This window comes from Planomonospora antibiotica, from assembly GCF_014647955.1.
Taxonomy (GTDB): domain Bacteria; phylum Actinomycetota; class Actinomycetes; order Streptosporangiales; family Streptosporangiaceae; genus Planomonospora; species Planomonospora parontospora.
Genome location: NZ_BMQE01000055.1, coordinates 1 through 14,733 on the forward strand (window position 1 = coordinate 1; position 14,733 = coordinate 14,733).

The following is a 14,733-nucleotide window of genomic DNA, read 5'->3' on the forward strand; positions in this document are numbered from 1 at the left end:
TGTACATCTTGTACGCGGCCAGCATCCGGTCGTACGGCAGCTCGCCCACGATGTGCGGGACGTACTTCTCCGGCCAGGCGTACTTCTCGTCCACGGTCCCGTTCCGGGCGAAGATGTGCAGGCCCAGCTCGCGGATCGGGTCGAGCACGGTCTCCATCTGCTCGCGGCGCTCGGGGTGCTTGTCCCGGAAGTACATGCCGGCGAAGACGACGTCGTGGACGCGGCCCTGCTTCTCCTGGATCGGGTTGTGCACCCGCGGCTGCGCCGCGAACTGCAGCACGTCCACCCGGTCGTGTCCCAGGATTTCGCGATATTTCGGCACCATGTCGCCGTCGCACGTGAACACGTAGTCGAACAGCTTGGCCGTGTCGATGAAGAAGTCGAAGTTCGGCGGGTCCTCCTTGTTCCAGAAGACCGTCGGGATCCCCTCCGCGCGGCACCAGTCGATCAGCGCGCGCAGCTCCGGCTTGGGGGCGTTCGTCCCGGTCATCTGGTAGCGCCAGCGCCCCTGGTTGCCGTGCCAGGCCGACTCCACGAAGAGCAGCTCGGGCCGGCGCTCGGCGAAGACCTCCGGCCAGTCGCGCAGCCCGAACTCGATCTGGTCCCACTCGTATCTGAACGCCATCCGGGAGAAGTCGTCGAGGATGACCGCGACCTTCAGGTCCGGCCGGACGACCGGCCCGGCGGGCCACTTCACCACCGGCACGTCCACCGACGGTCCGCGCTCGTCCAGCTCGGCGACCACCTCGGCGACCGGGCGCGGCGCGGCGGGCCCCTTGCGCGGCTTGAGCGCCATGCGGAGCTTGCCCGGCAGCCGCACCACCCCCGGCCCCTTGGCCGCGGTGAGCGCCTCGGCCACCCGGTACGGCCGCTGGACCCGGGTCGACTCCAGTTTCCACTGGGCGTAGTCCGCGCGCGCCTCCGCGATGGCCAGGCGCCGCTCCAGGTCCCGCACCCGCTCCTCGAAGCGCTCGACGACCTTGCGCTCCTCGGGCAGCCAGTTGACCGGTCCCAGCCGCTGGAACCTCGGCTCTTCGGGGGTCTCGTCACTCAGGGGGGAGGTGGAGCTCATGGGAGTCGCCTTCGTCCGGGGTCGTGCCAGGGTACGGCTTTCGCCGTACCGGAACGGTGCTTTTAGAGGGATTTGGGCGGTACGGCCTGCGAGGCCGGGGAGAGGTTCTCCCCCTTCAGCCAGGAGACGATCACCCGGGCGATGCGCGGGCCCGCCTTGCCGTCCCAGAGCGGGGGCAGCTCGCCCGAGGGCGTCGCCGCGCCGTCGGCCAGGGCCTTGTCGGCGGCGGCCGGGAGCAGGTCCGGGGTGACCAGGCGGTTGGTGCCGTGGGTGACGGTGACCGGCCGCTCGGTGTTGGGCCGGACCGTCAGGCAGGGCACGCCGAGCATGGTCGTCTCCTCCTGCACGCCGCCCGAGTCGGTGACGACCAGGGACGCGCCCCGGACCAGGGAGAGGAAGTCCACGTAGCCCAGCGGGTCGACGATCAGCAGGTTCCCGCCGGTCACCAGCCCCGCCGCGGCCAGGCGCTCGCGCCCGCGCGGGTGGATCGGGACCACGACCGGCAGCCGCTCGCTCACCTGGAGGACGGCGTCGACCAGCTCCTTGGCGGCGGCCGGGTCGTCGACGTTGGCGGGCCGGTGCAGGGTGGCCACGCCGTACCGCTCGGGCAGGCCGAGCCGGGTGCGGACCGGCGCCGGGTCGAGGCGGTCCAGCGCGGAGAAGAGGCTGTCGATCATCGGGTTGCCGACGAGGTGGACGCGGGAGGGGTCCACGCCCTCGTTCGACAGGTGGGACAGCGCGTCCGGCGAGGTGGCGAAGAGGATGTCGGACAGGGCGTCGGTGACGACCCGGTTGACCTCCTCGGGCATGCCGCGGTCGAAGGAGCGCAGGCCCGCCTCGACGTGCGCGGTCGGGATCTGCAGCTTGGCGCAGACCAGGATCGCGGCCAGCGTGGAGTTCACGTCGCCGTAGACGACGACCAGCGCGGGGCCGTGCTCCAGCACGACCTCCTCCAGGCCGGTGAGCAGGGCCGCCGTCTGGCGGGCGTGCGAGCCGGACCCGACGCCCAGGTTCGCGACCGGCTCGGGCAACCCCAGGTCGGCGAAGAACACGTCGGACATCAGCGCGTCGTAGTGCTGACCGGTGTGGACGATGCCCTGGCGCACTCCCAGCCCGTCCAGCGCGCGCACGACGGGGGCGGCCTTCACGAAGTTGGGCCGGGCGCCCAGCACGTGCAGGACGAGGGGGTTGCCGGGAGCCTTCCCGGAGGCCTTCCCGGGGGCCTTCCCGGGGGCCTTCTCGCCGGCCGGAGCCGCCTGCGAAGGGGCGGAGTCCCTCATTGACCTCGCCTTTCATGTGGGAGTGGGGCAAACGTTGCCTATGGTACGGTCACGACCGTGGTACCTGACGCCAGTCGGCCGGAGTCCTCGGCGCCCTCGACGGTTTCCGCGAAGTCGGCGCGTGCCGGTTTGCGCGGACTTCTCAAGGGTTTCGCCCAGCATCCGATCATCGTTTCCCGAGTCGTCGCGACCAAGGTCAAGAGTGACCCCGTGCGCGTCGCCCAGGCCGCCGCGGAGACCCTTCCGCCGAGCCTGCGCCCCGTCGTGGGCCGGGTCGCCTGGCCGCTGGCCCGGCGCGCCCGGGTCGCCGTGCGCAAGTTCGGCATGCGCGTGGTCCGGGGACCCTGGAACGAGGCGAAGGAGCACTTCGACGCGGGCCGGATGACCGAGGCCGTCGCGGTGCTGGAGGGCCACGCGAAGTACCCCTTCATCAAGCGCCGGGCCGCCTACTACGCCGGCGAGCTGGCCGCCATCCAGCCGAACCCCATCCCGCCCAAGTCCAAGGTGATCGTGGGCGAGCGGGTCGAGGGCCGGGTGCTGCACTGCGTCACCAACGCCCTGCCGTACACCCAGGCCGGCTACACCGTGCGCACGCACCGGATCGTCACCGCCCAGAAGGAGGCGGGCCTCGACCCGCACGTCGTCACCAGCTGGGGCTGGCCGATGATGCAGGGCCACGCCGACGCGACGCCGTACGAGGAGATCGACGGCATCCCCTACCACCGGCTGCTGCCGAGCGGCGAGGTGCCGTTCGAGAGCCGGGGCCGGATGATCCGCGGGGCCGGCGAGGTGACCGAGCTGGTCAGGACGCTACGGCCGCAGGTGCTCCACGCCGCCACCGACCACCGCAACGGGTCGGTCGCGCTGGCCGTGCGGGAGCGGACCGGCACGCCGATGGTCTACGAGGTCCGGGGCTTCCTGGAGGAGACCTGGGCCTCGCGCGACCCCAAGCGGATCGGCAGCCAGCGGCACGTGCTCCAGCGCGACCGCGAGGCGTTCATCATGCGCTCGGCCGACGCCGTGGTGACCCTCGCCGAGACCATGGCCGCCGAGATCGTCGAGCGGGGGGTGCCCCGGGAGAAGATCTACCTGGCGCCCAACGCGGTGGACGACTCGCTGCTGACCGCGGACTACGACGGGGCGGCCTTCCGCGCCGCCTACGGCATCGCCGACGACGAGATCGTCATGGGCTCGGTCTCCAGCATCGTGGCCTACGAGGGCTTCCGGACCATGATCAGCGCCGCGGCGCTGCTGCGCGACCGGGGGACCCCGGTCCGGGTGCTGCTCGTGGGCGACGGAGCCGAGCGCCCCGCGCTGCTGGAGCAGGTCGAGGAGCTCGGCCTCGGAGACCTCGCGATCCTGCCCGGCCGGGTCGGCCCGGACGAGGCGCTGCAGGCCCAGGCGGCCATCGACATCTTCGCCTGTCCCCGCGAGGACCTGCGGGTTTGCCGACTCGTTACGCCATTGAAACCCGTCGAGGCGATGGCCCTCGGCAAGCCCGTCGTGCTCAGCGATCTGCCCGCCCTGTCGGAGCTCGTGGGCTCGGAGGGCGCCGGTCTCCTGGTCCCCCCGGGCGACCCCGAGGCGTTCGCCGACGCCGTCGCCGGACTGCGGGAAGACCCGGCGCGGCGGGCCCTGATGGGCGAGGCCGGACGGGCCGAGGTGGCGGCGAAACGCACCTGGAGCCGGGTCGCGGAGACCTACCGCGACCTCTACCGGACGATCAGCGGTTGATGATCCGATGGAGATAACCCGTGGCCACCGCATTTGTGATGCGTTTAATCGCATCAGGCGTGGGGTGTGCGGAGTTGAGATAACCTTTGCGACCATGAAGTGTTGTTTCCGGCTCCCCAGGGTCTCCCAGTGACCGGCTACGACCTGGCCGTGATCGGTCTGGGTTACGTCGGCATGCCGCTGGCCAAGGAGGCCACGGCAGCAGGGCTGCGCGTCGTCGGTTACGAGGTCGACCCCCGCAAGGTGGACGCCCTCAACGGCGGGCGGTCCTACATCGACGACCTGACCGACGCCGACCTCGAGCACATGCTGGCCGGCGGCTTCCGAGCGACGCTGGACGAGAGCGTGCTGGCCGAAAGCCGCACCATCGTCATCTGCGTCCCCACTCCCCTGGACGACGACCACCGTCCCGACCTGTCCGCGGTGGAGGGCGCCACCGCGACCGTCGCCAAGAACCTCACCGCCGGCTCCCTGGTGGTGCTGGAGTCCACCACGTGGCCCGGCACGACCGACGAGGTGGCCCGTCCCCTGCTGGAGTCCTCCGGGCTCGTCGCGGGCCGGGACTTCCACCTCGCCTTCTCGCCCGAGCGCATCGACCCGGGCAACCCCAAGTTCGGCCTGCGCAACACGCCGAAGGTCGTCGGCGGCTACACCGACGCCTGCCGTGACGTGGCGGCCGCGTTCTACGCGCAGTTCATCGAGCAGGTCGTGCCGGTCAGCGGCACCCGCGAGGCCGAGATGGCCAAGCTCCTGGAGAACACCTACCGGCACGTCAACATCGCCCTCGTCAACGAGATGGCGATCTTCTGCGACGAGCTCGGCATCAACCTCTGGGAGTCCATCGAGGCGGCGGCGACCAAGCCGTTCGGCTTCCAGAAGTTCCTGCCCGGACCGGGCGTCGGCGGCCACTGCATCCCGGTGGACCCGTCCTACCTGTCCTACACCGTGCGCAAGCTGGGCTACCCGTTCCGGTTCGTGGAGCTGGCCCAGGAGATCAACGAGCGGATGCCGTCCTACGTGGTCACCCGCGTGCAGCGGCTGCTCAACCGCCACAAGAAGGCGGTGAACGGCTCCAAGGTCGCGCTGCTCGGCGTCACCTACAAGCCCGACATCGCCGACGAGCGCGAGACCCCGGCCCTGCCGGTCGCGCGCGGCCTGCTGGAACTGGGCGCCGAGCTGGTCTTCGTCGACCCGCACGTCAAGCAGTGGCAGGTCGACGGCACTGCGGTGCCCCGCGAGGAGAACCTCGCGAAGGCGGTCGCCGAAGCCGACGTGACGCTGCTGCTGCAGCAGCACGGCGCCTTCGACCTGGCGATCGTCGAGGACCACGGCAAGCTCGTGCTCGACACCCGAGGCGTGCTCGCCGAGGGTGAACGCGTCGAGCGGCTCTAGGCACGAAGGGGCTGCGCGCAGTGCACGTGCTCGTCATGACGGTGGTACATCACCCCGAGGACGCCCGGATCCTGCACCGGCAGATCCGGGCGCTCGTGGACGCCGGTCATGAGGTCACGTATGCCGCGCCGTACACCGCCCGCGGGGTCATGGCCCGGTCCTGGGTGAACGGCGTCGACCTCCCCCGGGCGGCGGAGCGCCGGCGGCTGTCCGCGGTGCGCGCCGCCCGCAAGGTGTTCAAGCGCATGCGCGGCCAGGTCGACCTGGCCGTCATCCACGACCCCGAGCTGCTGCTCGCGGTCGCGGGGGTCCGCGGACGCCCGCCGGTGGTCTGGGACGTCCACGAGGACACCCCGGCGACCCTGTCGCTCAAGCCCTGGCTGCCGGCGTTCCTGCGGCCGCCGGTGCGCTTCCTGGCCCGCCTCCTGGAGGGCACCGCCGAGCGCCACCTGCACCTGCTCCTCGCCGAGTCGGCCTACGCCGGGCGGTTCAGCCGGGCCCACCTGGTGGTGCCGAACGAGACGTGGGTGCCGGACGACGTGACCCCGCCGGGCGACGACCGGATCGTCTACCTCGGCTGGCTGTCGGAGGCGCGGGGCGTGAAGGAGGCCGTCGAGGTGGCCCGGCTGCTCCAGCCGTACCGGGTGGCGGTCGAGCTGATCGGCTACGCCGACCCGCAGTCGCGGCCGGTGCTGAACCAGGCCGTGACCGAGGGCCTGCTGGAGTGGCGCGACTTCATGCCGAACGACGAGGCGCTCAAGCGGCTCGACGGTGCGCTGGCCGGCCTCTCGCTGCTGCGGGACGAGCCCAACTACCGGCACTCCATGCCCACGAAGATCGTGGAGTACATGGCCCACGGGATCCCGGTGATCACGACTCCGTCGCCGCGCGCGGTGGAGCTGGTAGAACGCTACAACAGCGGCATGGTCGTGCCCTGGCAGGACCCCAAGGCGGTGGCGCAGGCGGTCCTCATGCTCCGGGACGACGTCAGGGAGCGGCATGCCCAGGGCGCCCGGGGGTATGCGGCGGCCCGTGCGAACCACCACTGGCCGAACTCGGCCCGCCGTTTCGTCGCCCAGCTGGAAGCCTGGGCGGGAGTCAAGGACTGAGATCTCCGGCGCCGTTTATGCCCGCTTGATCACGAGAACGGTAGTGTCCTGAACGTGCGCTGGCTCACGGCTCTCCTCGGCGTGGCGATCCTCGCGGCGGTGGCGGCGGTCGTGATCGTCCTGCGTTCCGGCGACCCCGGCGGCCCGGCCGGAGACGGATCGCAGGCCGCCTCGGCGACGTCGTCCGCGGCCGCGCCGTCCTCCTCCCCGGCCCCCTCCTCCACCCCCTTCACCGACCCGTGTGGAACGTTCGACACCGCGATGCGCGCGCCGTACGCGGTGACCGGGTACTGGCTCATCCCGACGGCCGACCACTGCACCTGGCGCCGCCAGCTCGCCGCCATCCACGGCGTCGGCGGTGACACCGTGATCCGGATCGGCTGGGGTCTGCAGGCCCGCGCGACCGACGAGGACGGCCGGATCCTGGACTCCGGAGGAGAGCCCGACCCCCGCTACGAGCGGTGCCGGGAGGACGGGCTGTCGTGCGTGGCCGCGGCCGAGCGCGACCTGCAGGCGCTGAACCCGGGCAACCGGGTGAGCTGGACGTTCGTCTACCGGACCGACGAGGCGTTCGGGCCGAAGCTGTTCCGCTGCCCCGAGGTCGAGAAGAAGATCGTGGTGGACGGGCGGGTCTACTACCGGATCGTCGCGCCCGACGACGGCAGCGACGACGGCGACTGCACGAACCTCTCCGCCCGGGGACGCGGCTACCACGTGATCCTGGTCGCCGCGGCGCGCCAGGACAGCCTCGCCGAGCTGCTCGACCTGGGGGACCGGTTCGGCGTGAAGGTCTTCCCCGCGCTGCCGCTCGCCCCCCGGGACCCGGCGCAGGCCACCCGGGCCTCGGAGCGGGGCATCGACACGCTCACCACGCTGACCCGGCGCATCCTGACGGACTACGGCGACCGCTTCGCCGGCCGGGCCTCGCTCGGCGGCTTCTACCAGCCGTTCGAGCTCCAGATGAGGGACATGGTCTACACGGGTGCGCCGGAGGGCGCCGAGGAGGCCGCGCGGGACCACCCGACGCTCAGGGTCTACGCCTCCCAGCACCGGATCGTGGAGCAGGTGATGCCGGACAAGCCCGTCCTGGTCAGCCCCTACCTGGAGGCGCGGAAGGAGAAGGGGTTCAGCGCCACGCCCAAGGAGGTGGCGGCGGGCTTCGAGGCCATGGCCAGGACCGGCGTCGGGATCATCGCGCCGCAGGACAGCCGGGGGACCGGCAAGGTCGGGCTGTTCTGGCCGGACGAGCGGGACGAGCCGGTGGACGAGCGGCTCCGCCCGGTGGTCGGCGAGACGACCAACGGGGAGGCCTACCACGGCTCGACCCGCGACTACTACCGGGAGATGGCCGCAGCGCGGGCGCGGATGGCCGAGCAGGGCCACGACGTGCAGCTCTGGGCCAACGTGGAGGCGTTCGAGCCGTCCGGGACCGAGGCGTGCGGCACCAGGACCGGCACCCGGGGGCGCACCGACAAGGACCGCCTGGACCAGGCCGTCACGCAGGTCGGCCGCTACGTCTCCAAGGTCGTCTCCTACATGTGGAGCGACTTCTTCACCTGCGGCTCCCCGTCGCTGTCGGAGGAGATGACCGGTGACGCGGGGCGGCCGATCCCGGTGGAGGCCGTGCGCGCGGGGCACGACATCCGCGACGGCATCGAGCTCCGCGGCTACGATCTGCAGCTGGGCGGCAAGGTGACGATCACCTGGGAGGGGCAGGACGTGCCCAGGACCGCCGAGGTCGCCGGGGTGAACCTGTCGGAGCCGCCCCCCGACACCCCCGACAGGCTGATGACCGCCTGGGTGCCCTTCGACTGGACGCAGGTGCCCGCCGGCACGTGGGTGCGGATCGAGGTGGCCGCTCCCGACGGGCGCACGGCGGCCGAGCCGCTGCACGTCCGCATCGACGCCTGAGCGGTGTAACGTGCCTGCCGTGGTGGTGCCCCGCATTCCCGTCAGCGTGGACCTGGTCGTGCTCACGGTGCGCTGCCAGGCGCTGAGCGCGCTCGTCTGGCGGCGGGACCGGCCGCCGTACGAGGGGCACTGGGCGCTGTCGGGCGGCTTCATCCAGCTCGACGAGGACCTGCCCGCCGCCGCGGCCCGCGTCCTCGCCGAACGGGCCGGCCTGCCGGGCGCCCCGGTCCACCTGGAGCAGTTGCAGACCTACGGCTATCCCGACCGCGACCCCCGCCAGCGGGTGCTGAGCGTCGCCTACCTCGGGCTCGCCCCCGACCTGCCCGCCTCCACCGAGGCGCACATGAGCTGGCAGCCGGTCGCCGCCCTGACCTCGATGGCCTTCGACCACCGGCGCATCATGGTCGACGGCGTCGAGCGGGCCCGCGCCAAGCTGGAGTACAGCTCGCTGGGGGCGGCCTTCTGCCCGCCGGAGTTCACGGTCGCGGACCTGCGCCGGGTCTACGAGATCGTCTGGGGCCGGCCGCTGGACCCGCGCAACTTCCACCGCAAGGTCACCAAGGCCGAGGGCTTCCTGATCCCCACCGGCCGGACCACCACCCGCGACGGCGGCCGCCCCGCCAAGCTCTACCGCCGGGGCCCGGCGGAGAACCTCCACCCGCCGATGCTCCGCTCGCTCAAGGACTGACCCGGAGCCCGGGGGGAGCCGGGCGGCGTCCGCGGTCGCACCCGGACGCCGCCGAGGTCAGAACCGGTCGATCTCCGTCAGGTCGACGTCGATGAGGAAGGGCGCGTCGAGCTTGAGCCTGCTGCGGTGGATCCCGGTGGCGACGTAGCCCTTGGTCGCGGAGTCCAGCTCGTAGACGTGCACCACGGGCCGGTCGCCGTCGTTCTCCACGAGCCAGAAGTGGGGGATGCCGCTCTCCGCGTAGAGCCGGGGCTTGCGCTCGCGGTCGCGGATCTCCGACTCGGCGGAGACGACCTCGACGGCGAGCACGACGTCCTGCGGCTCATAGGTGGTCTGCCGCGCCCCCCGGACGGCGTCGGCGCGCACGACCAGGAGGTCGGGCTCGGGCCGCTGCCGCCGCCCCAGCGTCACGGTCATCTCGCGGCGGACCGCCAGGTCGCGGGGGACCACGCGCCGCAAGCCGCTCTCCAGGAGGAAGAGCGTCGACATGTGGAAGTTGGTCTGGGGGCTCACGAAGACGAGAGTGCCATCGATGAGCTCGGTGTGCGGGGGGATCCCGGGAAGCCGGTCCAGGTCGTCGGCGGTGAAGCCGCCCCGCGGCGGGAGGACCCAGTCGGGCAGCGGGTCCCACACCGACGGCTCCGGGCGGAGCTCGGTCTCGGACAGCGGTGCGGCGCTCATGTCGTCCTCCCGGTCGGGCATGCTCGTGCCTCCAGTCTCCCAGGGTGATGCCCCATCCGTCCGCTCCTCATAAGGTAAGGCCATGCCTCGTTTCCGCGCGATCCTGGACACGATGCCCGCCTACAGGCCGGGCAAGGCCGTGGTCTCCCCCGACGGCCGGTCCTACAAGCTCTCGTCCAACGAATCCCCCTACGACCCGCTGCCCTCGGTGGTCGAGGCGGTCGCACGGGCCGCGGCGGAGATCCACCGCTATCCCGACCCCGCGGCGACCGCCCTCACCGAGGCGCTCGCCGAGCGGTACGGCGTGCCGCCCGAGCACGTCGCGCTCGGCGCGGGCTCGGTCACCGTGGCCCAGCAGCTCTTCGAGACGGTGAGCGAGCCGGGCGCCGAGGTGGTCTACGCCTGGCGCTCGTTCGAGGCCTACCCGCTCCTGGCCGACCTGGCCGGGGCGACCTCGGTCCAGGTCCCGCTGGCCGATGAGACCCACCACCTGGAGGCGATGGCCGAGGCGATCACCCCCGCCACCCGGATGGTCTTCGTCTGCAACCCGAACAACCCCACCGGCACGGTCGTGCGCTCGGCCGAGCTGGCGGCGTTCCTGGACCGGGTGCCGGAGGACGTGCTGGTCGTCCTGGACGAGGCCTACCGGGAGTACGTCCGGGACGCCGACGTGACCGACGGCCTCACGGTCTACCGCGAGCGGCCCAACGTGGCCGTGCTGCGCACCTTCTCCAAGGCGTACGGCCTGGCGGGCCTGCGGGTGGGCTACCTGATCGCCAACGAGCCGGTGGCGGCGGCCGTGCGCAAGACGACGGTGCCCTTCGCGGTCAACCACCTCGCCCAGGCCGCCGCCGTCGCGTCCCTGGCGGCCGAGGACGAGCTGCTGGAGCGGGTCGACGCGGTGGTGAAGGAGCGCACCCGCGTCCGCGAGGAGCTCCTCGCGCAGGGCTGGACGGTGCCCGTCACCGAGGCCAACTTCGTCTGGCTCCGGCTGGGCGGGCGCACGCTCGACTTCGCGCAGGCGTGCGCGGCCGAGGGGGTGGCCGTGCGGCCCTTCGCGGGAGAGGGGGCGCGGATCTCCATCGGCACGCCGGAGGCCAACGACACCTTCCTGGCCGCCGCCGCGGCCTTCAGGAACGCCTGACGGCGCCCCGGGCCCGGGGCGGCGGATGACGACCACCACCTCCGGGCCCGGCGCCCGACCTGACCGGGAGGGGCCGTTCCCGGACCGGCTCCCGCCGTGACAGGGGCGGGTCGTCCTCGGCCAGGCTTCCCGCCGTGACCGGGACGGGCCCGGCCCTCGAAGCCGTCCGCCCGACGGCCTACGCGGTCGCGGGCTCCGGCTCGGCCTCCTGCTCCGGGGCGGCCCGCCTGCCGCGCCGCTCGGTGGAGACGACCAGCGCGACGCCGACGACGATCACCAGGCCGGCGACGATCATCGAACCGGTCACCGGCTCGCTCAGGACCAGCGCGCCCAGGGCGACCGCCACGACCGGGTTGACGTAGGCGTAGGTGGAGACCAGCGAGATGGGCGCGTTGCCCAGCAGCCACACGTACGACGTGAAGGCGACCAGCGACCCCATCACGACCAGGTAGGCCAGCGCGGTCCAGGACCGCCCGGAGACGGCGGACGGGTCCAGGCGCTCGCCCAGCGTCAGACCGGTCAGCAGCAGCCCGGCGCCGCCCGCCGCCATCTCGATGGCGCTCGCGGAGAAGGGGTTGGCGGGCATCGGGATCCGGGCGGACAGGAACGACCCGACCGACCACGAGACGGACGCGAGCAGGATGATCACGATGCCGGCGCCGTCCGAGGCGGCGTCCCCGCCGGCCAGGGAGAGCCCGGCGACCCCGCCGAACCCGATGAGCACGCCGGTCAGCGTGAGCAGCCGCGGCCGGTCGCGGGCGGCGATCCGCAGGACCACCAGCCAGAGCGGGACCGAGGCCACCAGCAGGGCCGCCAGCCCGCTGGAGATGTGCTGCTCGGCCAGCGCCACCATGCCGTTCCCGGCGGTCAGCAGGAGGAGCCCGACGAGCGCCGCGCCGCCCGCCTCCCGGAGGGTCATCCGGAAGGCCTCCCGGCCGCGCAGGGCCAGAATCGCGGTGGCCAGGACCAGCGCGGCCACGGTGAACCGCATGGCGCCGCTGAGCAGCGGGGGGATCGTCTCGATGACGATCATGATGGCCAGGTAGGTGGAGCCCCAGACGACGTAGACGATCGTCAGTGCGCTCCAGACGAGAAGTGATGTGCGCTTGTCAGCAGCGTCGGGACTCATGGCACATGACGATACCGGTCGAAGGTGACAGAACTCTCGCGGAGGCCGGACGGGGAAGGGCACCGGGGCCTCCAGCGTTCTCCAGGGCTTCCAGGGCTGCCGTTCGCGGGCGGGTTCAGGTCCCGTCGCCGGGGCGGGTTCAGAGGCCGCGGCGGTACCGGGCGGCGACCGCGGAGATCCAGAGCATCGCGGTGACGGCTCCGACGGCCAAGGCCAGAGATCCGGCCGTGCCGCCGCTCATCGACCAGCCGTTGCCGACCAGCAGGGCGGTGCCGGCGATGCGGGAGGCGACGGCGTGGCCGCGGTGCCCGGTGCGGCCGAAGTGGCGGCCCAGGACGTAGCAGGCGGCGATCAGGGCGGTGAAGGCGACCGAGCCGGCGGCCAGGTGGCCGTAGCCGTGCCAGGTGAGCGTCGCGGGCATCCCGTGGGGGGCGCCGGCGGGGAAGCCGCCGCCCGGGTCCATGACGAAGATCCCCGCGGCGATCATGCCGAATCCGTTGATCCGGACCAGCCGCGGCGTCCACGTGCCTCCGGGGGTGCCGCGCATGGCCCGGCGCAGGCCGCTCGCCCCGGCGACGGTCAGTGCGCCGGCGATCAGGAAGTTGAGGACCTGCAGCCAGCCCAGGGAGCCGTTGCTCAGCGCGCTCAGCGGGTGGCGGGTCAGGTCGAAGCCCTCGCGGGTGGCGGCCTGGGTCAGGGAGACGACCGTCCACAGGGGGGCGGCGGCGATCGCGCAGGTGAGCAGGGAGCGGGTGGTGGCGGAGGGGGTGGCGGCCGGGGCGGCCGGGAGCTGGACGGTGGTCATGGTCGTGCCTTTCCGGGATCCTTCTTCGGTTCTCGCCCATGCGTCGATCCCGTGATGTGACAGGGAATGCCGCCGTTCCCTGTCACATGGCAGGATCGACGCATGGGCACGGCAACGGAAGAGAAGGAAGAGCCCATGCGCTACCTGATGACCACCAAGGCGTCCGACACCGCTCCCGACGAGAGGCTGTACGCCGAGATGGCCGAGTTCGTCGAGGAACTGACCGCGGCGGGCGTCCTGCTGGCCACCGGGGGCCTGGAGCCGGGCGGCGTCCGCGTGACGTCCTCCGGCGACGAGGTCACGGTGACCGACGGGCCGTTCGCCGAGGCCAAGGAGGCCGTGGCCGGCTTCGCGCTGGTCGAGGTCCGCTCCAAGGAGGAGGCGATCGAGCTGGCCCGCCGCTTCCGCAGGATCGTCGGCGACGGAGAGAGCGTGATCCAGCAGGTCTTCGGCCCCTGACCGGCCGGACGGCGCCGCCCCCGGTTTGCGTACGGGCCGGCGGCGGTGCTGTCATCGTGCCGTGACGGACGTCCATCGCACGGTCGACGCGGTCTGGAAGCTCCAGTCGGCCAGGATCATCGCCGGGCTCACGCGGATGGTGCACGACGTCGGCCTCGCCGAGGAGTTAGCCCAGGACGCGCTCGTCTCCGCCCTGGAGCAGTGGCCCGGCTCGGGGGTCCCGGACAACCCCGGCGCCTGGCTGACGGCCGTCGCCAAACGCCGCGCCGTCGATCACATCCGGCGTTCGCAGCGGCTCGAACGCAAGCACGGGCAGCTCGCCCACGAGCTGGAGCAGCAGGGCCGGGGACAGGACCCCGGGCGCGACCCCGAGCAGGACTCCGACCAGGACTCCGACCAGGACTCCGAGCAGGACGATGTCCTGCGGCTGATGTTCATCTCCTGCCACCCGGTGCTGCCGACCGAGGCGCGGGTGGCGCTGACGCTCAAGCTCCTCGGCGGCCTGACGACCGAGGAGATCGCCCGGGCGTTCCTCGTCGGTGAGTCGCAGATCGCCCGGCGCATCGCCGCGGCGAAGCGGACGCTGGCCGAGGAGCGGGTGCCGTTCGAGCCGCCCGGCGGCCCGGAGCAGGCCGCGCGCCTGTCGTCGGTGCTCGAGGTCGTCTACCTCATCTTCAACGAGGGGTACTCGGCGACGTCCGGCGATGATCTGACGCGGCCGGAACTCTGCCTGGAGGCGCTGAGGCTGGGCCGGCTGCTGGCCGGGCTGGCGCCGCACGAGGCGGAGGTGCACGGGCTGGTCGCGCTCATGGAGCTCCAGGCGTCCCGCTCCGCCGCGCGGACCGGGCCCTCGGGCGAACCCGTCCTGCTCCACGAGCAGAACCGGGGACGCTGGGACCGGTTGCTCATCCGCCGCGGTTTCGCCGCGATGCTGCGCGCGCGGGAGATCGGCGGCCCACCCGGCCCGTACGTGCTGCAGGCGGCGATCGCCGTGTGCCACGCGCAGGCGCGGAGCGCCGAGGACACCGACTGGGCTCGGATCGCGACTCTGTACGAGGCGCTGGCCCGGCTGCTGCCGACGCCGGTCGTGCAGCTCAACCGCGCCGTGGCGCTCGGGATGGCACGCGGGCCGGAGGCGGGGCTCGCCCTGGCCGACTCCCTGGCCGGTGATCCCGCGCTGCGGGACTACCACCTGCTGCCGAGCATCCGGGGCGACCTCCTGGCCCGGCTGGGACGGTTCGAAGCGGCGAGAGCGGAATTCGAGCGGGCCGCGTCCCTGGCCGGGAACGCCGCCGAACGCGCCTTCCTGCACCGCCGGGCGGCCGAGAT

The 14,733-nt window shown here is 72.6% G+C and carries 11 protein-coding genes and 2 pseudogenes; 8 read left to right on the forward strand and 5 right to left on the reverse strand.

The genetic code is table 11. From position 1 onward, the window contains the following. Nucleotides 1-1,072, reverse strand: a pseudogene (locus IEZ06_RS31040) (DUF3880 domain-containing protein); the annotation flags it as partial. Nucleotides 1,073-1,134: 62 nt separating this feature from the next. Further along, nucleotides 1,135-2,352 (reverse strand): non-hydrolyzing UDP-N-acetylglucosamine 2-epimerase, encoded by a 1,218-nt coding sequence (gene wecB / locus IEZ06_RS31045; protein WP_373293967.1) that lies wholly within the window; start codon nt 2,350-2,352, stop codon nt 1,135-1,137. 210 nt (nt 2,353-2,562) lie between these two features. Here wecB and IEZ06_RS31050 point away from each other — a divergent pair, with 210 nt between their 5' ends. The 5 genes from IEZ06_RS31050 (at nt 2,563) to IEZ06_RS31070 (ending at nt 9,186) form a co-directional block, all read left to right on the forward strand. After that, nucleotides 2,563-4,086 carry a glycosyltransferase family 4 protein gene (locus tag IEZ06_RS31050; protein WP_229798967.1) on the forward strand — a complete coding sequence of 508 codons (1,524 nt, stop codon included), beginning with the start codon at nt 2,563-2,565 and terminating at the stop codon, nt 4,084-4,086. Nucleotides 4,087-4,215: 129 nt separating this feature from the next. Beyond that, nucleotides 4,216-5,478, forward strand: a complete 1,263-nt coding sequence (locus IEZ06_RS31055; protein WP_189240241.1) for a nucleotide sugar dehydrogenase — start codon at nt 4,216-4,218, stop codon at nt 5,476-5,478. 20 nt (nt 5,479-5,498) lie between these two features. Further along, complete coding sequence (locus tag IEZ06_RS31060) at nt 5,499-6,587, forward strand: glycosyltransferase (protein ID WP_189240242.1); 1,089 nt, start codon at nt 5,499-5,501, stop codon at nt 6,585-6,587. 54 nt (nt 6,588-6,641) lie between these two features. Next, entirely contained in the window at nt 6,642-8,498 is a 1,857-nt protein-coding gene (locus IEZ06_RS31065; RefSeq protein ID WP_189240243.1) for a DUF4434 domain-containing protein, read from the forward strand. Between the two features lie 22 nt (nt 8,499-8,520). Further along, complete coding sequence (locus IEZ06_RS31070) at nt 8,521-9,186, forward strand: NUDIX hydrolase (protein WP_068898346.1); 666 nt, start codon at nt 8,521-8,523, stop codon at nt 9,184-9,186. A 57-nt stretch (nt 9,187-9,243) separates the two neighbouring features. Here the strand turns inward: IEZ06_RS31070 and IEZ06_RS31075 are convergent, their stop codons facing one another. Further along, entirely contained in the window at nt 9,244-9,867 is a 624-nt protein-coding gene (locus tag IEZ06_RS31075) for a Uma2 family endonuclease (protein ID WP_229798974.1), read from the reverse strand. An 82-nt stretch (nt 9,868-9,949) separates the two neighbouring features. On the opposite strand from IEZ06_RS31075, the gene hisC reads away from it, so the two are divergent. Further along, nucleotides 9,950-11,011: a histidinol-phosphate transaminase gene (hisC, locus tag IEZ06_RS31080; protein WP_189240245.1), complete on the forward strand. Its 1,062-nt coding sequence runs from the start codon at nt 9,950-9,952 to the stop codon at nt 11,009-11,011. Between the two features lie 178 nt (nt 11,012-11,189). On the opposite strand, the gene IEZ06_RS31085 is transcribed toward hisC, so the two are convergent. Both IEZ06_RS31085 and IEZ06_RS31090 read right to left on the reverse strand, forming a co-directional pair. Further along, a complete protein-coding gene (locus IEZ06_RS31085) occupies nt 11,190-12,140 on the reverse strand; it encodes an EamA family transporter (protein ID WP_189240246.1) in 951 nt (316 codons plus the stop codon). Between the two features lie 139 nt (nt 12,141-12,279). Next, nucleotides 12,280-12,945 (reverse strand): DUF998 domain-containing protein, encoded by a 666-nt coding sequence (locus IEZ06_RS31090; RefSeq protein WP_189240247.1) that lies wholly within the window; start codon nt 12,943-12,945, stop codon nt 12,280-12,282. A gap of 102 nt (nt 12,946-13,047) precedes the next feature. On the opposite strand from IEZ06_RS31090, the gene IEZ06_RS31095 reads away from it, so the two are divergent. Then, nucleotides 13,048-13,404 carry a YciI family protein gene (locus IEZ06_RS31095; RefSeq protein WP_229798969.1) on the forward strand — a complete coding sequence of 119 codons (357 nt, stop codon included), beginning with the start codon at nt 13,048-13,050 and terminating at the stop codon, nt 13,402-13,404. A 136-nt stretch (nt 13,405-13,540) separates the two neighbouring features. Next, nucleotides 13,541-14,725, forward strand: a pseudogene (locus tag IEZ06_RS37765) (RNA polymerase sigma factor); the annotation flags it as partial. Nucleotides 14,726-14,733: the final 8 nt, after the last annotated feature.